Annotated in this window: 29 protein-coding genes and 2 pseudogenes; 29 read left to right on the top strand and 2 right to left on the bottom strand. The window is 58.6% G+C overall.

The window, feature by feature from the left end:
* Nucleotides 1–35 precede the first annotated feature (35 nt).
* The 28 genes and pseudogenes from AC1DNW_RS33645 to rplQ all read left to right on the top strand — a co-directional run bounded on the left by AC1DNW_RS33645 (nt 36) and on the right by rplQ (nt 15,999).
* Nucleotides 36–999, top strand: a pseudogene (locus AC1DNW_RS33645) (elongation factor Tu).
* Between the two features lie 306 nt (nt 1,000–1,305).
* Nucleotides 1,306–1,614 (top strand): 30S ribosomal protein S10, encoded by a 309-nt coding sequence (gene rpsJ / locus AC1DNW_RS33640; protein ID WP_003547547.1) that lies wholly within the window; start codon nt 1,306–1,308, stop codon nt 1,612–1,614.
* Between the two features lie 33 nt (nt 1,615–1,647).
* A complete protein-coding gene (rplC, locus tag AC1DNW_RS33635; protein WP_113297893.1) occupies nt 1,648–2,289 on the top strand; it encodes a 50S ribosomal protein L3 in 642 nt (213 codons plus the stop codon).
* Between the two features lie 13 nt (nt 2,290–2,302).
* Nucleotides 2,303–2,923 carry a 50S ribosomal protein L4 gene (gene rplD, locus AC1DNW_RS33630; RefSeq protein WP_007812861.1) on the top strand — a complete coding sequence of 207 codons (621 nt, stop codon included), beginning with the start codon at nt 2,303–2,305 and terminating at the stop codon, nt 2,921–2,923.
* Nucleotides 2,920–3,213, top strand: coding sequence for a 50S ribosomal protein L23 (locus AC1DNW_RS33625; RefSeq protein ID WP_007812862.1), 294 nt, complete (start codon nt 2,920–2,922; stop codon nt 3,211–3,213). Before rplD ends, AC1DNW_RS33625 begins: the two co-directional genes overlap by 4 nt.
* 10 nt (nt 3,214–3,223) lie before the next feature.
* Nucleotides 3,224–4,060 carry a 50S ribosomal protein L2 gene (gene rplB / locus AC1DNW_RS33620; protein WP_113297892.1) on the top strand — a complete coding sequence of 279 codons (837 nt, stop codon included), beginning with the start codon at nt 3,224–3,226 and terminating at the stop codon, nt 4,058–4,060.
* Between the two features lie 15 nt (nt 4,061–4,075).
* The gene (gene rpsS / locus AC1DNW_RS33615) at nt 4,076–4,354 is read left to right on the top strand and encodes a 30S ribosomal protein S19 (protein ID WP_007531666.1); all 279 of its coding nucleotides are present in this window, start codon (nt 4,076–4,078) and stop codon (nt 4,352–4,354) included.
* A 2-nt stretch (nt 4,355–4,356) separates the two neighbouring features.
* Nucleotides 4,357–4,746: a 50S ribosomal protein L22 gene (rplV, locus tag AC1DNW_RS33610; RefSeq protein WP_018115519.1), complete on the top strand. Its 390-nt coding sequence runs from the start codon at nt 4,357–4,359 to the stop codon at nt 4,744–4,746.
* Nucleotides 4,746–5,480 (top strand): 30S ribosomal protein S3, encoded by a 735-nt coding sequence (rpsC, locus tag AC1DNW_RS33605; RefSeq protein WP_007812868.1) that lies wholly within the window; start codon nt 4,746–4,748, stop codon nt 5,478–5,480. Before rplV ends, rpsC begins: the two co-directional genes overlap by 1 nt.
* A gap of 38 nt (nt 5,481–5,518) precedes the next feature.
* Entirely contained in the window at nt 5,519–5,932 is a 414-nt protein-coding gene (rplP, locus tag AC1DNW_RS33600) for a 50S ribosomal protein L16 (protein WP_477855559.1), read from the top strand.
* A gap of 12 nt (nt 5,933–5,944) precedes the next feature.
* The gene (gene rpmC, locus AC1DNW_RS33595) at nt 5,945–6,145 is read left to right on the top strand and encodes a 50S ribosomal protein L29 (RefSeq protein ID WP_018115518.1); all 201 of its coding nucleotides are present in this window, start codon (nt 5,945–5,947) and stop codon (nt 6,143–6,145) included.
* Between the two features lie 11 nt (nt 6,146–6,156).
* A complete protein-coding gene (rpsQ, locus tag AC1DNW_RS33590) occupies nt 6,157–6,396 on the top strand; it encodes a 30S ribosomal protein S17 (protein ID WP_477855558.1) in 240 nt (79 codons plus the stop codon).
* A 261-nt stretch (nt 6,397–6,657) separates the two neighbouring features.
* Nucleotides 6,658–7,026 (top strand): 50S ribosomal protein L14, encoded by a 369-nt coding sequence (rplN, locus tag AC1DNW_RS33585; protein ID WP_003573790.1) that lies wholly within the window; start codon nt 6,658–6,660, stop codon nt 7,024–7,026.
* A gap of 12 nt (nt 7,027–7,038) precedes the next feature.
* A complete protein-coding gene (gene rplX, locus AC1DNW_RS33580) occupies nt 7,039–7,347 on the top strand; it encodes a 50S ribosomal protein L24 (RefSeq protein ID WP_113297891.1) in 309 nt (102 codons plus the stop codon).
* The gene (gene rplE, locus AC1DNW_RS33575) at nt 7,340–7,897 is read left to right on the top strand and encodes a 50S ribosomal protein L5 (RefSeq protein WP_113297890.1); all 558 of its coding nucleotides are present in this window, start codon (nt 7,340–7,342) and stop codon (nt 7,895–7,897) included. The genes rplX and rplE overlap by 8 nt, the downstream gene beginning before the upstream one ends.
* A 32-nt stretch (nt 7,898–7,929) precedes the next feature.
* Nucleotides 7,930–8,235 (top strand): 30S ribosomal protein S14, encoded by a 306-nt coding sequence (gene rpsN, locus AC1DNW_RS33570; RefSeq protein ID WP_113297889.1) that lies wholly within the window; start codon nt 7,930–7,932, stop codon nt 8,233–8,235.
* Between the two features lie 12 nt (nt 8,236–8,247).
* Entirely contained in the window at nt 8,248–8,646 is a 399-nt protein-coding gene (rpsH, locus tag AC1DNW_RS33565; RefSeq protein ID WP_113297888.1) for a 30S ribosomal protein S8, read from the top strand.
* A gap of 41 nt (nt 8,647–8,687) precedes the next feature.
* On the top strand, nt 8,688–9,221 hold the full coding sequence (rplF, locus tag AC1DNW_RS33560) for a 50S ribosomal protein L6 (protein WP_113297887.1): 534 nt from the start codon (nt 8,688–8,690) through the stop codon (nt 9,219–9,221).
* Between the two features lie 12 nt (nt 9,222–9,233).
* Nucleotides 9,234–9,596, top strand: a complete 363-nt coding sequence (gene rplR / locus AC1DNW_RS33555) for a 50S ribosomal protein L18 (RefSeq protein WP_113297886.1) — start codon at nt 9,234–9,236, stop codon at nt 9,594–9,596.
* A 131-nt stretch (nt 9,597–9,727) separates the two neighbouring features.
* Nucleotides 9,728–10,297 carry a 30S ribosomal protein S5 gene (gene rpsE, locus AC1DNW_RS33550; protein ID WP_477855557.1) on the top strand — a complete coding sequence of 190 codons (570 nt, stop codon included), beginning with the start codon at nt 9,728–9,730 and terminating at the stop codon, nt 10,295–10,297.
* Nucleotides 10,298–10,310: 13 nt separating this feature from the next.
* Entirely contained in the window at nt 10,311–10,520 is a 210-nt protein-coding gene (gene rpmD, locus AC1DNW_RS33545) for a 50S ribosomal protein L30 (RefSeq protein WP_113297885.1), read from the top strand.
* A 16-nt stretch (nt 10,521–10,536) separates the two neighbouring features.
* Nucleotides 10,537–11,010, top strand: a complete 474-nt coding sequence (gene rplO / locus AC1DNW_RS33540; RefSeq protein ID WP_113309267.1) for a 50S ribosomal protein L15 — start codon at nt 10,537–10,539, stop codon at nt 11,008–11,010.
* Nucleotides 11,011–11,244: 234 nt separating this feature from the next.
* Entirely contained in the window at nt 11,245–12,585 is a 1,341-nt protein-coding gene (gene secY / locus AC1DNW_RS33535; RefSeq protein WP_477855556.1) for a preprotein translocase subunit SecY, read from the top strand.
* The gene (locus tag AC1DNW_RS33530; RefSeq protein ID WP_113297882.1) at nt 12,582–13,232 is read left to right on the top strand and encodes an adenylate kinase; all 651 of its coding nucleotides are present in this window, start codon (nt 12,582–12,584) and stop codon (nt 13,230–13,232) included. Before secY ends, AC1DNW_RS33530 begins: the two co-directional genes overlap by 4 nt.
* A 219-nt stretch (nt 13,233–13,451) precedes the next feature.
* A complete protein-coding gene (gene rpsM / locus AC1DNW_RS33525) occupies nt 13,452–13,820 on the top strand; it encodes a 30S ribosomal protein S13 (RefSeq protein WP_113297881.1) in 369 nt (122 codons plus the stop codon).
* Nucleotides 13,821–13,953: 133 nt separating this feature from the next.
* On the top strand, nt 13,954–14,343 hold the full coding sequence (gene rpsK, locus AC1DNW_RS33520; RefSeq protein ID WP_003547577.1) for a 30S ribosomal protein S11: 390 nt from the start codon (nt 13,954–13,956) through the stop codon (nt 14,341–14,343).
* Nucleotides 14,344–14,440: 97 nt separating this feature from the next.
* Nucleotides 14,441–15,451 (top strand): DNA-directed RNA polymerase subunit alpha, encoded by a 1,011-nt coding sequence (locus AC1DNW_RS33515; protein WP_007812895.1) that lies wholly within the window; start codon nt 14,441–14,443, stop codon nt 15,449–15,451.
* Nucleotides 15,452–15,576: 125 nt separating this feature from the next.
* Nucleotides 15,577–15,999 carry a 50S ribosomal protein L17 gene (rplQ, locus tag AC1DNW_RS33510; RefSeq protein ID WP_007812897.1) on the top strand — a complete coding sequence of 141 codons (423 nt, stop codon included), beginning with the start codon at nt 15,577–15,579 and terminating at the stop codon, nt 15,997–15,999.
* Nucleotides 16,000–16,075: 76 nt separating this feature from the next.
* Here the strand turns inward: rplQ and AC1DNW_RS33505 are convergent.
* A pseudogene (locus tag AC1DNW_RS33505) lies at nt 16,076–16,448 on the bottom strand (VOC family protein).
* A gap of 97 nt (nt 16,449–16,545) precedes the next feature.
* Nucleotides 16,546–17,415: a DUF817 domain-containing protein gene (locus AC1DNW_RS33500; RefSeq protein WP_113309266.1), complete on the bottom strand. Its 870-nt coding sequence runs from the start codon at nt 17,413–17,415 to the stop codon at nt 16,546–16,548.
* Between the two features lie 142 nt (nt 17,416–17,557).
* Here AC1DNW_RS33500 and AC1DNW_RS33495 point away from each other — a divergent pair, with 142 nt between their 5' ends.
* Nucleotides 17,558–17,983, top strand: coding sequence for a ribosomal maturation YjgA family protein (locus tag AC1DNW_RS33495; protein ID WP_477837183.1), 426 nt, complete (start codon nt 17,558–17,560; stop codon nt 17,981–17,983).

The raw sequence follows: 17,983 nt of genomic DNA, 5'->3' as shown, positions 1-17,983 counted from the left end.
TAGCGCCCTTCGGGGCCAAAAATGGAGAGCCGAAAATGGCAAAGAGTAAGTTTGAGCGCAACAAGCCGCACGTCAACATCGGCACGATCGGCCACGTTGACCACGGCAAGACGTCTCTGACGGCAGCGATCACGAAGTATTTCGGTGAATACAAGGCGTATGACCAGATTGACGCTGCACCGGAAGAAAAGGCGCGCGGCATCACCATTTCGACGGCTCACGTCGAGTATGAGACGCCGGCCCGYCACTACGCSCACGTCGACTGCCCCGGCCACGCCGACTATGTCAAGAACATGATCACCGGTGCTGCGCAGATGGACGGCGCGATCCTGGTCTGCTCTGCTGCTGACGGCCCGATGCCGCAGACGCGCGAGCACATCCTGCTCGCCCGCCAGGTTGGCGTTCCGGCGATCGTSGTGTTCCTCAACAAGGTCGACCAGGTTGACGACGCYGARCTKCTYGAGCTCGTCGAGCTCGAAGTTCGCGAACTTCTGTCGTCCTACGACTTCCCGGGCGACGACATYCCGGTCGTCAAGGGTTCGGCGCTTGCTGCTCTTGAAGATTCTGACAAGAAGATCGGTGAAGACGCGATCCGCGAGCTGATGGCTGCTGTCGACGCCTACATCCCGACGCCTGAGCGTCCGATYGACCAGCCGTTCCTGATGCCGATCGAAGACGTGTTCTCGATCTCGGGCCGTGGTACGGTTGTGACCGGCCGCGTCGAGCGTGGCATCGTCAAGGTTGGCGAAGAAGTCGAGATCGTCGGCATTCGTGCGACGTCGAAGACGACKGTTACCGGCGTTGAAATGTTCCGCAAGCTGCTCGATCAGGGCCAGGCYGGCGACAACATCAGGCACGGAAATGGTCATGCCTGGCGACAACGTCACCGTTGACGTCGAGCTGATCGTTCCGATCGCGATGGAAGAAAAGCTTCGCTTCGCTATCCGCGAAGGCGGCCGTACCGTCGGTGCAGGCATCGTCGCTTCGATCGTCGAGTAATTCATTCGGCTGCTCCGGTGGGGCAGCCGATTCGATGACATTATTATGATGCAAGCGGCGCTGGCCGCTTGCTTATTACACAGAAATGTTGCAAATGGCGCGCGAGCGCGATTTGCGTACCGCTTTGGTAGACGAAGCGGCGACTAAAGAAACAATAAGGTGGGTCAAAAGGCCCTGAAGAGTGGATAGGGATGCCGTAACAGGCGTCTCTCTCGATCTTTGAAACCGGTGGTCCGCCTTAGGAAGAAAGAACAACCCGTGTCTTGCCCAAAGACATGTGGAAAACAAACACAAGGATAACGTCGAATGAACGGCCAAAATATCCGCATTCGCCTGAAGGCGTTCGATCACCGGATTCTCGATGCTTCCACGCGCGAGATCGTGTCGACGGCGAAGCGCACCGGTGCTAGCGTCCGGGGCCCCGTTCCGCTTCCGACCCGCATCGAGAAGTTTACGGTCAACCGGTCCCCGCACATCGACAAGAAGAGCCGCGAACAGTTCGAGATGCGCACGCATAAGCGCCTGCTCGACATCGTAGATCCGACCCCGCAGACGGTAGACGCGCTGATGAAGCTCGATCTCGCCGCAGGTGTCGATGTTGAGATCAAGCTCTGAGCTTGCTCGAGCTGAGTTGGAAGGATTGAACCGATGCGTTCAGGTGTGATTGCACAGAAGGTGGGAATGACCCGCGTCTACAACGACGCCGGCGAGCATGTCCCGGTAACGGTACTGCGTTTGGAAAGCTGCCAGGTCGTGGCCCAGCGCACCGTAGAAAAGAATGGCTATACCGCGCTTCAGCTCGGTGCTGGCCAGGCCAAGGTAAAGAACACGTCCAAGGCCATGCGCGGCAACTTTGCCGTCGCTAACGTTGAGCCCAAGGCCAAGCTGCAGGAATTCCGTGTTTCGGAAGACCACCTGCTCGACATTGGTACTGAGATCAAGGCTGATCACTTTGCTGCTGGCCAGCTCGTCGATGTCACAGGCACGACGATCGGTAAGGGCTTTGCCGGCGCCATGAAGCGCCACGGCTTCGGCGGTCTGCGCGCCACGCACGGTGTGTCTGTTTCGCACCGCTCGCATGGTTCGACAGGTTCGCGCCAGGATCCGGGCAAGGTTTTCAAGAACAAGAAGATGGCTGGTCACATGGGCCAGACGCGCGTGACGACGCAGAACCTTGAAGTCGTTTCGACCGACGAAGATCGYGGTCTGATCCTGATCAAGGGTGCAGTACCCGGTTCCAAGGGTGCCTGGATCATCGTGCGCGACGCCGTCAAGTCGGCAGCGAAGTAAGGGAGCCAGACCAATGGAATTGAACGTCAAGACCCTCGAGGGAAAAGACGCTGGGAAGGTTTCCCTTTCGGAAGCGATTTTCGGCCTTGAGCCCCGCGAAGATATTCTCGCCCGCGTTATCCGCTGGCAGCTTGCTAAGAAGCAGCAGGGCACGCACCAGGCAAAGGGCCGCGCAGACGTCTGGCGCACCGGCGCCAAGATGTACAAGCAGAAGGGTACGGGCCGCGCTCGTCACCATTCGGCTCGTGCTCCGCAGTTCCGCGGTGGTGGTAAGGCCCACGGCCCGGTTGCTCGCAGCCACGAACACGACCTTCCGAAGAAGGTTCGCGCACTCGGCCTGCGTCACGCGCTGTCCGCCAAGATCAAGGCAGACGAACTGATCATCATTGATGATCTGGTCGCCAACGAAGCAAAGACGAAGGCTCTGGCCGGCGTATTCGCAACGCTGGGCCTCACCAACGCCCTCTTCATCGGCGGCGCCGAGCTCGACGGTAACTTCAAGCTCGCTGCCCAGAACATCCCGAACATCGATGTTCTGCCGATCCAGGGCATCAACGTTTACGACATCGTCCGCCGCGGCAAGCTCGTGCTTTCCAAGGCTGCCGTTGAAGCGCTAGAGGAGCGATTCAAGTGACCGATCTCCGCCACTACGATGTGATCGTTTCTCCTGCGATCACCGAAAAGTCCACGCTGGTATCGGAAAACAACCAGGTTGTTTTCAATGTCGCCAAGAAGGCGACGAAGCCGGAAATCAAGGCTGCAGTCGAGGCGCTCTTCGGCGTCAAGGTTACCGCCGTCAACACTCTGCTGCGCAAGGGCAAGACCCGGCGTTTCCGCGGTTTTGTCGGCAAGCAGCAGGACGTGAAGAAGGCTGTCGTGACGTTGGCCGAAGGCCAGACGATCGACGTCTCCACCGGTCTCTGAGGATAAAAAAATGGCATTGAAAACATTCAATCCGACGACCCCGAGCCAGCGCCAGCTGGTCATCGTCGACCGTTCTGGCCTCTACAAGGGCAAGCCGGTTAAGGCGCTGACGGAAGGTCTGACCAAGAGCGGCGGTCGTAACAACCTCGGCCGCATCACGGCCCGCTTCATCGGMGGCGGTCACAAGCGTACCTATCGCATCATCGACTTCAAGCGTCGCAAGTTCGACGTCGAAGGCACTGTCGAGCGTATCGAATACGACCCGAACCGTACGGCTTACATCGCGCTCATCAAATACGCCGATGGCGAACAGGCCTACATCATCGCTCCGCAGCGTCTTGCTGCTGGCGACAAGGTCATCGCTTCCGACAAGGTTGTTGACGTCAAGCCCGGCAACACGATGCCGCTGCAGTACATCCCGGTCGGCTCCATCATCCACAATGTGGAAATGAAGCCGGGCAAGGGCGGTCAGATTGCCCGCTCCGCCGGTTCCTACGCACAGCTCGTCGGCCGCGACCAGGGCATGGCGATCCTTCGCCTGAACTCGGGCGAACAGCGTCTAGTGCACGGCACCTGCCTTGCTTCGATCGGTGCAGTGTCGAACCCTGACCATGCCAACATCAACGACGGCAAGGCCGGTCGTACTGTTTGGCGCGGCAAGCGTCCGCATAACCGCGGTGTCGTCATGAACCCGGTCGACCACCCGCACGGCGGTGGTGAAGGCCGCACCTCTGGTGGTCGTCACCCGGTTTCTCCGTGGGGCAAGCCGACCAAGGGCAAGCGCACCCGGTCGAACAAGTCGACCGACAAGATGATTATGCGCTCGCGTCATCAGCGTAAGAAGTAAGAGAGGAAGTCTCCAATGGCTCGTTCAGTATGGAAAGGTCCGTTCGTTGACGGCTATCTTCTCAAGAAGGCTGAGAAGGTTCGTGAAGGCGGACGCGCAGAAGTAATCAAGATCTGGAGCCGTCGCTCCACGATCCTGCCGCAGTTCGTCGGTCTCACCTTCGGCGTCTACAACGGCAGCAAGCATGTTCCGGTCAGCGTCAATGAAGACATGGTCGGTCACAAGTTCGGTGAATTCTCTCCGACCCGGACCTATTACGGTCACGGCGCGGACAAGAAGGCAAAGAGGAAGTAACGATGGGCAAGGCAAAAACAGAACGCCGGCTCAAGGACAACGAAGCGCAGGCAGTCGCCCGCACGCTTCGTGTCAGCCCCCAGAAGCTTAACCTGGTTGCTGCGGCCATCCGCGGCAAGAAGGTCGAGCGTGCACTCGCTGAGCTGGAATTCTCCCGCAAGCGCATTGCAGGCGCCGTCAAGAAGACGCTCGAATCTGCGATCGCCAACGCTGAAAACAACCATGACCTCGACGTCGATGCTCTCGTCGTCGCCGAGGCTTATGTCGGCAAGTCGATCGTCATGAAGCGCTTCCACGCTCGTGGCCGTGGCCGCGCATCGCGCATCGAACGTCCGTTCGCTCACCTGACGATCGTCGTTCGTGAAGTGCAGGCACAAGAGGAGGCCGCATAATGGGTCAGAAAATCAATCCTATTGGTTTCCGTCTTGGCATCAACCGTACTTGGGATAGCCGCTGGTTCGCGGACAATGCCGAATACGGTCAGCTCCTGCACGAAGACCTGAAGATGCGGAAGTTCGTCATGAGCGAACTGAAGCAGGCCGGTATCTCCAAGGTGGTTATCGAGCGCCCGCACAAGAAGTGCCGCGTCACGATCCACTCGGCCCGTCCGGGCCTGATCATCGGCCGCAAGGGCGCCGACATCGACAAGCTCCGCAAGAAGCTGTCGGAAATGACAAATTCCGAAACGCACCTCAACATCGTTGAAGTGCGCAAGCCGGAAATCGACGCGACACTCGTCGCTCAGTCGATCGCCCAGCAGCTCGAGCGCCGCGTGGCTTTCCGTCGCGCCATGAAGCGCGCCGTTCAGTCCGCGATGCGTCTTGGTGCCGAAGGCATCAAGATCACCTGCGCCGGCCGTCTCGGTGGTGCAGAAATCGCTCGTACGGAATGGTACCGCGAAGGCCGCGTTCCGCTGCACACCCTGCGCGCCGACATCGACTACGGTACGGCTGAAGCCGAAACCGCATTCGGTATCTGCGGCATCAAGGTCTGGATCTTCAAGGGCGAAATCCTTGAGCACGATCCGATGGCTTCCGAACGTCGCGCGCTGGAAGGCGACGCACAGGGTCCGGCAAGCCGCGAACGCGACCGTGGCGATCGTCGCCGCGAACGCGATAACGCGTAATTAGCGCTGGCGAAAGATAAGCTCGGAGAAGTAAGAAAATGTTGCAGCCAAAGCGTACTAAGTACCGCAAGCAGTTCAAGGGCCGCATCAAGGGCGTAGCCAAGGGTGGTTCTGATCTGGCCTTCGGCGAATTCGGCCTGAAGGCTCAGGAGCCGAACCGCGTTAACGCACGTGAAATCGAAGCGGCCCGCCGCGCGATCACGCGTTACATGAAGCGCGCCGGCCGTGTTTGGATCCGCGTGTTCCCGGACGTTCCGGTAACCGCAAAGCCCACCGAAGTCCGTATGGGTAAGGGTAAGGGTTCCGTGGAATACTGGGCATGCAAGGTCAAGCCCGGTCGTATGATGTTCGAGATCGACGGTGTCTCCGAGGAAATCGCGCGTGAAGCGCTTCGCCTCGGCTCGGCCAAGCTCTCGGTCAAGAMGCGCTTTGTACAGCGCATCGCAGAGTAAGGAGAAGGCACGATGAAAGCCGAAGAAGTACGCGGCCTCACGGCCGACCAGCTCAAGGACAAGCTCGCCGACCTGAAGAAGGAGCAGTTCAACCTGCGCTTCCAGAAGGCGACGAACCAGCTTGAGAAGACCTCGCGCATCAACGAAGTCCGCAAGGACATCGCCCGCGTCAAAACCATTGCCCGCCAGAAGGCGGCAGAAGCAAAGGCCTAAAGGAAAAAAACATGCCGAAGCGCATTCTGCAGGGCGTCGTGGTTGGTKACAAGAACGAGAAGACTGTCGTAGTTCGCGTTGAGCGTCGTTTCGCTCATCCGCTGCTCCAGAAGACCGTTCGTCGCTCCAAGAAGTACAAGGCCCACGACGAAAACAACCAGTACAAGATCGGCGATATCGTCTCCATCGAGGAGTGCGCACCGATCTCCAAGGACAAGCGCTGGACGGTTATTGCCGCCCAGGCCAAGTAAGAATTTCACGCGAGGCCTTGCGTCTCGCGGAAATTTCTGTATGAAGCAGCGTCGGAACGCTCGAATGCCGGGCGTTCTTTTGCTTTAAGCGCACGGAAGGTCCCATCTGGGAAACCACCCTGGCAACGATCTATCCCGCGCTATTCAAGCTATTGCCGTGTTTTCGCTGTCCTCACGACGAGCGGCCGGTAGAGAATTCTCATAAGCCGGGAGAGGGGGCATTGCCCAACCATTCCGGTAAGAACAAGAAGGCGACCTGATATGATTCAGATGCAAACAAACCTCGACGTCGCGGATAATTCCGGCGCCCGTCGTGTCATGTGCATCAAGGTGCTGGGCGGCTCGAAGCGCAAGTATGCCTCGATCGGCGACGTCATCGTCGTTTCGATCAAGGAAGCTATTCCGCGCGGCCGTGTGAAGAAGGGTGACGTGATGAAGGCGGTTGTCGTTCGTACCGCCAAGGACATCCGTCGTCCGGATGGCTCTGTCATCCGCTTCGACACGAATGCAGCAGTCCTCATCGACAACAAGAAAGAGCCGATCGGCACCCGTATCTTCGGACCGGTTCCGCGCGAATTGCGTGCGAAGAACCACATGAAGATCATCTCGCTGGCTCCCGAAGTACTGTAAGGAGCGGGAACGATGCAAAAGATTCGTAAGGGCGACAAGGTCGTCATGCTCGCAGGCAAGGACAAGGGCCGCACTGGCGAAGTCCTTCAGGTCCTGCCGAAGGAAGATCGCGCCGTCGTTCGCGGCGTAAACCTCGTAAAGCGCCACCAGCGCCAGACGCAGACCCAGGAAGCCGGGATTATTTCCAAGGAAGCTTCGGTTCACCTGTCCAACGTCTCGATCATCGACAAGGACGGCAAGCCGACCCGCGTCGGCTTCAAGGTTGTTGACGGCAAGAAGGTCCGCGTGGCCAAGCGTTCGGGAGAAGTGATCGATGGCTGAGGCAAAGTACGAGCCGCGGCTCAAGAAGGAATATGTCGAGCGGATCCGTAAGGCGATGCAGGAGAAGTTCTCCTACGCCAACGAGATGATGATCCCGAAGCTCGACAAGATCGTTATCAACATGGGTGTGGGCGAAGCCACGGCTGACTCGAAGAAGCCGACCGTTGCTGCTGCCGACCTGGCTGCCATTGCTGGCCAGAAGCCGGTCATCACCCGTGCACGCAACTCTATCGCTGGCTTCAAGGTCCGCGAACACATGCCGATCGGCGCGAAGGTCACCCTGCGCGGCGCCCGCATGTACGAGTTCCTGGATCGCCTGGTCAACATCGCGCTTCCGCGCGTTCGCGACTTCCGCGGCCTGAACCCGAAGAGCTTTGACGGCCGTGGCAACTTTGCCATGGGCATCAAGGAGCACATTGTGTTCCCTGAAATCAACTACGACAAGGTTGATCAGATGTGGGGCATGGACATCATCGTTTGCACGACGGCCACGACCGACGACGAAGCTCGCGCACTCCTCACGGAGTTCAGCTTCCCGTTCCGTCAGTAACCGTAACGACGAGCGTAGAAAAGGAACCTGACATGGCGAAGACAAGCGCAGTTGAAAAGAACAAGCGCCGCCGTACTACGGTCGCAAACCAGGCCAGCAAGCGTGCTGCCCTGAAGGCGATCATCATGAACCAGGCTCTTCCGATCGAAGAGCGGTTCAAGGCCTCGATCAAGCTGGCATCCCTGCCGCGCGACGGATCGAAGACCCGCATTCGCAACCGTTGCGAAGTGTCCGGTCGTCCGCGCGCTTATTACCGTAAACTGCGTATGTCGCGTATCGCGCTACGTGAACTGGGCAATCTCGGCAAGGTGCCGGGCATCGTCAAGTCGAGCTGGTAAGGAGCAGGTTAGATGACAATGACTGATCCGTTGGGCGATATGCTCACCCGTATCCGTAACGGTGCTTCGCGTCGCAAGTCGTCGGTTTCGACGCCTGCTTCCAGGCTCCGTGCACGTGTTCTCGATGTCCTCCAGTCCGAAGGCTACATCCGTGGCTACTCCGTCGTCGATTTCGGCAACGGCAAGTCGGAACTGAACATCGAACTGAAGTACTATGAAGGCGCATCGGTGATCCGTGAGATCGGCCGTGTGTCCAAGCCGGGCCGCCGGGTTTATGTCTCGGTCAAGTCCATTCCGCAGGTCGCGAACGGCCTCGGCATCACCATCCTTTCGACTCCGAAGGGTGTGATGGCCGATCACCAGGCTCGCGAACAGAACGTTGGTGGCGAGGTTCTCTGCTCGGTCTTCTAAGACTGCGCAGGGTCTCCATAGCGAACAGACAGGATTGAAACATGTCTCGTATCGGTAAGAAGCCCGTTCAGGTACCTGCTGGGATCACGGCTACGGTCGATGGCCAGAAGGTTACTGCGAAGGGCCCGAAGGGCGAGCTGTTCTTCGTCGCAAACGACGAAATCAGCCTCAAGCTTGAAAACAATGCGGTCGTCGTAACGCCGCTCAGCCAGACGAAGGATGCTCGTTCGAAGTGGGGCATGTCCCGCACGATGATCGAAAACATCTTCAAGGGCGTCAAGGACGGCTACGAGCGCAAGCTCGAAATCAACGGCGTTGGTTACCGTGCCTCCCTGCAGGGCAAGAACCTGCAGCTGGCTCTCGGTTTCAGCCACGACGTGGTCTACGAACCGCCGCAGGGCATCACGATCGCTGTACCGAAGCCGACGGAAATTATCGTCACCGGCATCAACAAGCAGCAGGTCGGCCAGGTCGCCGCCGAGATCCGCGAATACCGCGGTCCGGAGCCCTACAAGGGCAAGGGCGTCAAGTATGCCGAAGAGCGGATTGTCCGCAAAGAAGGCAAGAAGAAGTAAGGATCACGCGAAATGGCTAGCAGGAAAGAAGCACTTGCACGTCGTGCCAACCGCGTGCGCCGTCATCTCAAGTCGGTGGCCAATGGCCGTCCGCGCCTGTCGGTTCATCGCTCCTCGAAGAACATCTACGCTCAGGTCATCGACGATGTTGCCGGCAAGACTCTTGCCGCTGCATCGACCCTCGACAAGGATCTGCGCGGTTCTCTGAAGACCGGTGCCGACACAGCAGCAGCAGCCCTCGTCGGCAAGCTCGTTGCTGAGCGCGCCTCCAAGGCAGGTGTCACTGAGGTCGTTTTCGACCGTGGCGCCTTCATCTATCACGGCCGCATCAAGGCCCTGGCAGATGCAGCCCGCGAAAGCGGCCTGACCTTCTAATCAGTTTCCGGCCGAAGGCTTTTTAAGCCTCGGCCGGATTTCACCGGACCGCAAACCGTTCCCTTGAGGAAGACGATGCGGTCCTCGTTTTGTTTGCCGATTGCACCCGGAAAAGAAAAAGGAAGAGGACAATGGCACAGGAAAGAAGGCCGCAGCGGGAAGACCGCCAGAGCCGCGAAGAGCGCGATAGCGAATTCGTCGACAAGCTTGTCGCGATCAACCGCGTCGCCAAGGTCGTCAAGGGCGGCCGTCGTTTTGGTTTCGCAGCACTCGTCGTCGTTGGCGACCAGAAGGGCCGCGTCGGCTTCGGCCATGGCAAGGCACGTGAAGTGCCGGAAGCCATCCGCAAGGCAACCGAAGCCGCCAAGCGCGAGCTGATCTTCGTACCGCTGCGTGACGGCCGTACGCTGCATCACGACGTCCATGGCCGTCATGGCGCCGGCAAGGTTCTGCTGCGCTCGGCCAAGGTTGGTACCGGTATCATCGCCGGTGGTCCGATGCGCGCCGTTTTCGAAACGCTCGGCGTCCACGACGTCGTCGCCAAGTCGACCGGTTCGTCGAACCCTTACAACATGGTTCGCGCCACCTTCGACGCTCTGAAGCACYAGGTTCACCCGAAGGACATCGCAGCCCAGCGCGGCATCAAGTATGCTACGCTCCAGGCTCGCCGTGCCGCTTCCGGCAACGCCTCTGAAGAATAAGAGGAGCTGACCAATGGCCAAGGCTACCAAGAAGGCTGAAGCGAAGACTGTTACGATCGAACAGGTCGGCAGCCCGATTCGCCGTCCGGACGTCCAGCAGCGTACGCTGATCGGTCTCGGACTGAACAAGATGCACCGCCGCCGCACGCTGGAAGACACTCCAGCCGTTCGTGGCATGATCCGTGCAGTCCAGCATCTCGTTCGCGTCGTYGACGAGAAGTGAGTCCGGAGTAAAGCTCATGAAACTCAATGAAATCAAGGATAACGAAGGCTCTACCCATAGCCGCAAGCGCCTCGGCCGCGGTATCGGCTCGGGCTCCGGTAAGACCGGTGGTCGTGGTGTAAAGGGTCAGAAGTCCCGTTCGGGCGTTGCCATCAACGGCTTCGAAGGCGGTCAGATGCCCATCTACCGTCGCCTGCCGAAGCGTGGCTTCACCAACATCTTCGCAGCCGACTACGTTGTCGTATCGCTCGCACGCATCCAGGCTGCCGTCGATGCCGGCAAGCTGGACGCGAAGGCAACGATCGATGCGGCTGCTCTGAAGGCTGCCGGCGTCATCCGTCGCCCGAAGGACGGCGTTCGCGTTCTGTCCGATGGCGAGCTCAAGGCTAAGGTCACGCTCGAAGTTGCAGGCGCTTCCAAGTCTGCCGTCGAGAAGATCGAAAAGGCCGGCGGCAAGATAACGCTTCTTTCTGCCGCAGCGGCAGAATAATAAACACATGATATATCGCCCGGGGTGCTTCACACCGGGCGATTTTGCTCCCATATGTGAGCCTCATTAAACCTGCTTGGACGCGGCTCGCGTCGGTGCGGTAAGACTGAAAACAAGGGTGAGGCACAGGGTTGCGCCAGCAATCCGTCCAAGGCCCGGTTTTTAAAAGAAATTCATACTGATTCCGGTGCCGGCCAATTCGAGAGCGCCGGAATTGGTAGCGCGGAGAATCGCATGGCTTCTGCAGCGGAACAACTGKCCTCAAACCTCAACTTTTCGACCTTCGCCAAGGCCGAGGATCTTAAGAAGCGCCTGTGGTTCACACTGGCAGCTCTCCTCGTCTACCGGCTGGGCACCCATATTCCGCTTCCAGGCCTTAATCCGCAGGCCTACGCCCAGGCATTCCAGGGTCAGGCCGGCGGCATTCTTGGTCTCTTCAACATGTTCTCGGGCGGCGCGGTGCAGCGCATGGCGATCTTCGCGCTCGGCATCATGCCCTACATCTCCGCTTCGATCATCGTGCAGCTCATGACCTCGGTCGTGCCGGCGCTCGAAAATCTGAAGAAGGAAGGCGAGCAGGGCCGCAAGATCATCAACCAGTACACCCGCTATGGCACGGTCATCCTCGGCGCGCTGCAGGCCTACGGCATTGCTGTCGGTCTCGAGAGCGGCAACGGCCTTGTTGTCGATCCGGGTTGGTTCTTCAAAATTTCGACCGTCCTGACTCTGCTCGGCGGCACCATGTTCCTGATGTGGCTCGGTGAACAGATCACCTCGCGCGGCATCGGCAACGGTATTTCGCTTATCATTTTCGCAGGAATTGCAGCCGGTCTTCCGACCGCTCTTGCCGGCACGTTGGAACTCGGCCGTACCGGTGCGCTGTCGACGAGCCTCATTCTGCTCGTCATCGTTGTCGCGATCGCGGTCATCGCCGTCATCGTCTTCGTCGAGCGTGCGCAGCGCCGTCTGCTGATCCAATATCCGAAGCGCCAGGTCGGCAACCGGATGTTCCAGGGCGATACCTCGCACCTGCCGCTGAAACTGAACACTTCGGGCGTCATCCCGGCAATCTTTGCGTCCTCGTTGCTGCTTTTGCCCGCGACGATCGCAGGTTTTGCCGCCACGACAGCGATGCCTGCCTGGGCCACCTCTATCGTTGCTGCCCTCGGCCATGGCCAGCCGCTTTATATGCTGCTCTATGCGGGCCTCATCGCCTTCTTCGCCTTCTTCTACACGGCCATTGTCTTCAATCCGAAGGATACGGCCGACAATCTGAAGAAACATGGCGGCTTCATCCCCGGCATTCGTCCGGGTGACCGCACCGCTGAGTATATCGACTATGTGCTGACCCGTATCACGGTGATCGGCGCTATCTATCTCGTCTTCGTCTGCATCCTCCCCGAGATTCTGGTGTCGCAAACCGGCATTCCATTAGCCCTTGGTGGGACTTCGCTTTTGATCGTGGTTAGCGTAACTCTTGATACGGTGGCGCAGATCCAGGGCCATCTGATCGCACAGCAGTACGAAGGCCTGATCAAGAAATCGAAGTTGCGTGGAGGAAAGAGGGGGCGATGAGACTTATACTTTTGGGGCCGCCGGGCGCGGGTAAGGGGACCCAGGCCCAGCGGATCGTGGAAAAGCACGGCATTCCGCAGCTTTCCACGGGTGACATGTTGCGCGCCGCCGTTCAGGCCGGTACTGAAGTCGGCAAGCGCGCCAAGGCTGTCATGGACGCCGGAAATCTTGTCTCGGACGAGATCGTCAACGCCATCGTCTCTGAGCGAATCGATCAGCCCGATTGCGCCAATGGCTTCATCCTCGACGGTTTCCCTCGCACGCTCGTGCAGGCGGATGCGACAGAGGTGATGCTCAAGGCCAAGGGCATGGACCTTTCGGTCGTCATCGAATTTCGTGTGGACGACAAGGAGTTGGTCCGCCGCGTGGCTGGCCGCTATTCCTGCGCTCAGTGCGGCACGGTCTATCACGACACGGACAAGGTCCCGGTCAAGGAAGGGGTTTGCGACAAGTGCGGTTCTACCCACTTCAAGCGTCGTCCCGACGACAATGCCGAGACCATGACCAAGCGCCTCGAGGTCTACTACAAGGAAACCTCGCCGCTGATCGGCTACTATTACGCCAAGGGCAAACTCACGTCCGTGGACGGCATGGCCGAGATCGATCAGGTTACGGCCGAAATCGAAGGCATCCTTTCCAAGCTTTAAAGCTTTGAAAATAAACTTCGCGGGAGCGGTTGCTTTTTTGCACTGATTCCGTTAAACCGCGCCAACTCGCGACATTCCCTGCGATCGGCGCGGATTTCCCGAAGGAAATCCGGGTTCGGTCGTTTTGCGATGTTACGAACCCGAATTTGAACGAGCGGCCTTTGGCTGCATAACGAAGCCCTATTGCCGGATGGCAACTGGAATGCAAGGAGAACAGGCGTGGCACGTATCGCTGGCGTCAACATCCCGACTGCAAAGCGCGTTGTCATCGCGCTGACCTATATTCACGGGATCGGACAGAAATTCGCGCAGGAAATCGTCGAGAAGGTCGGTATTCCGGCTGATCGCCGTGTTCATCAGCTCACGGATGCTGAAGTTCTTCAGATCCGTGAAACCATTGACCGTGACTATCAGGTCGAGGGTGATCTTCGTCGTGAAACCTCGATGAACATCAAGCGCTTGATGGATCTCGGCTGCTACCGCGGCCTGCGTCACCGTCGTGGCCTTCCGGTCCGCGGTCAGCGCACGCACACCAATGCTCGCACCCGCAAGGGTCCGGCAAAGGCGATCGCTGGTAAGAAGAAGTAATTTCCGGGAAACCGGAGTGGGGAGGCTGGCGGTCTGCGCCGGCCTCTTTTGAGTTTGGAGCGGGGCCGTACAGGTGCCGTTCCGGTGTAGCCGCTGGGATTACGGCGGTGAAGAGATCAACGAAAGGAATACCATGGCTAAGGAAGCCGTCCGCGTTCGCCGTCGCGAGCGCAAGAACATCTCGTCGGGTGTCGCTCACGTCAACTCGACCTTCAACAACACGATGATCACGATCACTGACGCGCAGGGCAATGCAATTGCCTGGTCGTCTGCTGGCGCCAAGGGCTTCAAGGGCTCGCGCAAGTCGACCCCGTTTGCTGCTCAGATCGCTGCCGAAGACTGCGCCAAGAAGGCCCAGGAACACGGCATGAAGTCGCTGGAAGTCGAAGTCTGCGGTCCGGGTTCCGGCCGTGAATCGGCTCTGCGCGCGCTCCAGGCTGCCGGTTTCATGATTACGTCCATTCGCGACGTGACCCCGATCCCGCACAATGGCTGCCGTCCGCGCAAGAAGCGCCGCGTCTGATCATCGCTATCGTCACCGGTGAGCGCCTCAGCGCTCCCGGTGGTTTTCAAGCTCGGTTGTCACGATTGGATAGTGGCAACGAACGGAAGGCAAAATCATGATTCAGAAGAACTGGCAGGAACTGATCAAGCCGAACAAGGTGGAGTTCTCTTCGAGCTCGCGCACCAAGGCGACTCTCGTTGCAGAGCCGCTTGAGCGTGGCTTCGGCCTCACCCTCGGCAACGCGCTGCGTCGCGTTCTGCTCTCCTCTTTGCGCGGTGCCGCTGTTACGGCCGTGCAGATCGATGGCGTGCTGCATGAGTTCTCGTCGATCCCGGGCGTTCGCGAGGACGTTACGGACATCGTACTCAACATCAAGGAAATCGCCATCAAGATGGATGGCGACGATGCCAAGCGCATGGTTGTGCGCAAGCAGGGTCCGGGTGTTGTAACGGCTGGCGACATCCAGACGGTCGGCGATATCGAAATCCTCAACCCCGAGCATGTGATCTGCACGCTCGACGAGGGTGCCGAAATCCGCATGGAGTTCACCGTCAACAACGGCAAGGGCTACGTCCCGGCTGAGCGCAATCGTGCGGAAGATGCTCCGATCGGTCTTATCCCGGTCGACAGCCTCTACTCGCCGGTCAAGAAGGTGTCCTACAAGGTTGAAAACACCCGCGAAGGACAGGTTCTCGACTACGACAAGCTGACCATGTCCATCGAAACCGATGGCTCTATCTCCGGCGAAGATGCCGTCGCTTTCGCGGCTCGCATCCTGCAGGACCAGCTTGGCGTCTTCGTCAACTTCGACGAACCGCAGAAGGAAACCGAGGAAGAGGCAGTCACCGAACTGGCCTTCAACCCGGCACTCCTCAAGAAGGTGGACGAACTCGAGCTGTCCGTTCGTTCGGCAAACTGCCTGAAGAACGACAATATCGTCTACATCGGCGACCTCATTCAGAAGACCGAAGCAGAAATGCTCCGCACCCCGAACTTTGGTCGCAAGTCGCTTAACGAGATCAAGGAAGTTCTCGCTTCCATGGGCCTGCACCTCGGCATGGAAGTGCCTGCATGGCCGCCCGAGAACATCGAAGATCTCGCCAAGCGCTACGAAGACCAGTATTAAGAAACAAAAAAGGCAGGCTTTTTACGGCTGCCTTTCCCCGTCAAACAGCAGGCCTATCGCCTGCATGTGCCAGGAAACGGCAGGCCCAGTTAGCGTAAGGGCACCTGCATTAAAGGAGAATAGCAATGCGCCATGGTAAAGCCGGCCGCAAGCTGAATAGAACTGCAAGCCACCGCAAGGCGATGTTCGCCAACATGGCGGCTTCGCTCATCACCCACGAGCAGATCGTCACGACCCTGCCGAAGGCCAAGGAAATCCGTCCGATCGTCGAGAAGCTCGTCACCCTCGGCAAGCGCGGCGACCTGCACGCTCGTCGTCAGGCGATCTCGCAGATCAAGGACGCTGTCGTCGTCAACAAGCTGTTCGACACGATCGCCTCGCGCTACGCAACCCGCAATGGCGGCTACCTGCGTATCATGAAGGCCGGCTTCCGCCAGGGCGACAACGCTGCTCTCGCCGTCATCGAATTCGTTGACCGCGACACCTATGCAAAGGGTGCAGCCGACAAGGCTCGCGTCGCTGCTGAAGAGCAGTCTGTCGCTGCCTAACATTTTCCGCTTACGGGAACAGGAAAGCCGGGCTTTGCCCGGCTTTTTGCGTTTGTGCGTTTGAGCCCGCTTCTGTTCAAGCTTTGACAAGCGGTTGATTGATCATGGCTTCGATATTGTCGCCATCGGGATCGAGGATAAAGCAGGCATAATAATCGGGCGCGTAGTCCGGGCGCGGGCCAGGTGCGCCATTGTCCCGCGCGCCGGCTGCAAGAGCGCCTTGATAGAACGACTCGACCTCCGCCTGTTGCCGGCTCGAAAGGCGACGTGGACGCGCGTCAAAGGCGGGGTGCTATCGGCCTGCTGGATTTCGAACAGGCAGCCATTGCCTATATCGAAGGCCCAGAACACTTTCTCCTTCAATGTGTATCCCAAAGGCGCGAAGGCGCTTTGGTAAAAGAGCCTGCTCTTTGTGAGATCGCTTACAGAGACGGGATATGGTCAATCAAGCTTGGCGCTCCCTATGAGTTGACAGGAATGGCGAGATAAAAGCCGGTCCGGCGTTCGCTCCGCACATATCCTGGTTCTCTGCCCGTTTTCGGAAATTCATTCAGGCACGTGGATCTTGTGTTTGATATGCTTGAGGTTCGCAACGATCGTAAAGGTCATGATCACCAGCAGACACCACGAAGTCCATTTGCCGATATGCACGGTCGACCACGCGCCGATCTGGTTTGGATAGCGCCACACGCCGAAGAAGGTGCTGATATTCTCTGCGAGCCAGATGAAGAAGCCGATCAGGACGAAGGCGAGAAGCAGGGGCATCTTGCGGTCTTGATCATAGGGCCTGAAGATGACCGTGGTGCGCGCATAAAGACCGAGCGTGCAGGCGGCGATGTACCAGCGGTAATCGCCGATATAGTGGTGGGTGAAGAAGTTGACGTAGATCGCCAATGCCATGAATCCTGCCATCCAATAGGATGGATGGTGTCTGACGCGCAGATCAAACAGGCGCCAGGCCTGGATGACATAGCTGCCGACGGCCGCATACATGAAGCCGGAAAACAGCGGAACACCAAAGAGCTTCGTATAGGCGAAATCCGGATAGCTCCACGACTGGATGCTGCCGGACGTCTTGAAGGCCTCCAGTGCAAAACCGACCACATGGAAGACCGAGATCGCCTTCAACTCATCGATAGTTTCGAGTTTTGCCCAGACCATCCCGGCCTGGATTACAACAGCGATGAGCAGCAGCAGATCGTAGCGCGGGATACCGATGATGCCTGCACGCGGAACCAGGAAGACCGACAGAAAAAACAGGCCTGCGAAGAGGCAGGCCCGAGCCTCCTTGACGCCGAAATAGAAGAATTCGACAACGAAGCGTTCGATGCCATTGCGTGGAAGATCGGCCGGCCGGTCGATCAGATGCTTGTCCAGTAGGGGGAGTAATCCTTGAAGCGCGGCGACTTTCGGCATGTTCTTGCGAGTGATCCCAGACTCGTTTCGAAGTATCGGGAAGCTATCAGGCTCGACTACGCTGGGATAGCGACGGCTTGATAATTTGCTGCTTCGCGGTTAGGCCGTCCAAATCAGTCGAGAGGATGGTGGTCAATTGCAATTGTGCAGAGTGGTTCAAGGCGCGCAGTTCCAGCGCCTCGCGGCCCTACTCCTGATCATCATTTTTGGTTTGATGCTTCGGCGGTTCGGCTATTCCGTCGGGCTGCCCTTCGTCGTCGTCAAGTATGGCGGATCGCTGCTTTGGGGATCGATGGTGTATTTCCTGTTGGCATCTGCTGTTGCAGGTTTCGTCACAAAAGTTCGCCCCCCGGGAATTGCCGCCATGGCAACGGTTGTCGCCATTTGCGTCGAACTGTTTCGGCTCTATCACTCGCCCTGGCTTGATGCCTTTCGACTGACGACCGCAGGCGCCTTATTGCTGGGACGGGTATTCTCGCTCTGGAATATCCTGGCATACGCTATCGGGATCGCGGCCGCGTATGCGCTTGATCCAGTGCATAGAAAATCATCACCTTCGCGGCCTTAA

This window comes from Rhizobium sp. 05L429, from assembly GCF_056397645.1.
The sequence above is the reverse complement of the archived record's forward strand: the minus strand, read 5'-3'. Positions and strand labels throughout refer to the sequence as shown.

Bases quoted from the DNA above. Each gene is read 5' to 3' on its own strand.
- rplN (WP_003573790.1), top strand. From the start codon at position 6,658: ATGATTCAGATGCAAACAAACCTCGACGTCGCGGATAATTCCGGCGCC.
- rplF (WP_113297887.1), top strand. From the start codon at position 8,688: ATGTCTCGTATCGGTAAGAAGCCCGTTCAGGTACCTGCTGGGATCACG.
- rplR (WP_113297886.1), top strand. From the start codon at position 9,234: ATGGCTAGCAGGAAAGAAGCACTTGCACGTCGTGCCAACCGCGTGCGC.
- rplX (WP_113297891.1), top strand. From the start codon at position 7,039: ATGCAAAAGATTCGTAAGGGCGACAAGGTCGTCATGCTCGCAGGCAAG.
- rplE (WP_113297890.1), top strand. From the start codon at position 7,340: ATGGCTGAGGCAAAGTACGAGCCGCGGCTCAAGAAGGAATATGTCGAG.
- rpsN (WP_113297889.1), top strand. From the start codon at position 7,930: ATGGCGAAGACAAGCGCAGTTGAAAAGAACAAGCGCCGCCGTACTACG.
- rpsK (WP_003547577.1), top strand. From the start codon at position 13,954: ATGGCTAAGGAAGCCGTCCGCGTTCGCCGTCGCGAGCGCAAGAACATC.
- rplV (WP_018115519.1), top strand. From the start codon at position 4,357: ATGGGCAAGGCAAAAACAGAACGCCGGCTCAAGGACAACGAAGCGCAG.
- AC1DNW_RS33530 (WP_113297882.1), top strand. From the start codon at position 12,582: ATGAGACTTATACTTTTGGGGCCGCCGGGCGCGGGTAAGGGGACCCAG.
- AC1DNW_RS33515 (WP_007812895.1), top strand. From the start codon at position 14,441: ATGATTCAGAAGAACTGGCAGGAACTGATCAAGCCGAACAAGGTGGAG.
- rpmC (WP_018115518.1), top strand. From the start codon at position 5,945: ATGAAAGCCGAAGAAGTACGCGGCCTCACGGCCGACCAGCTCAAGGAC.
- rpsH (WP_113297888.1), top strand. From the start codon at position 8,248: ATGACAATGACTGATCCGTTGGGCGATATGCTCACCCGTATCCGTAAC.
- rplO (WP_113309267.1), top strand. From the start codon at position 10,537: ATGAAACTCAATGAAATCAAGGATAACGAAGGCTCTACCCATAGCCGC.
- rplQ (WP_007812897.1), top strand. From the start codon at position 15,577: ATGCGCCATGGTAAAGCCGGCCGCAAGCTGAATAGAACTGCAAGCCAC.
- rplD (WP_007812861.1), top strand. From the start codon at position 2,303: ATGGAATTGAACGTCAAGACCCTCGAGGGAAAAGACGCTGGGAAGGTT.
- rpsC (WP_007812868.1), top strand. From the start codon at position 4,746: ATGGGTCAGAAAATCAATCCTATTGGTTTCCGTCTTGGCATCAACCGT.
- AC1DNW_RS33500 (WP_113309266.1), bottom strand. From the start codon at position 17,415: ATGCCGAAAGTCGCCGCGCTTCAAGGATTACTCCCCCTACTGGACAAG.
- rpsS (WP_007531666.1), top strand. From the start codon at position 4,076: ATGGCTCGTTCAGTATGGAAAGGTCCGTTCGTTGACGGCTATCTTCTC.
- rpsJ (WP_003547547.1), top strand. From the start codon at position 1,306: ATGAACGGCCAAAATATCCGCATTCGCCTGAAGGCGTTCGATCACCGG.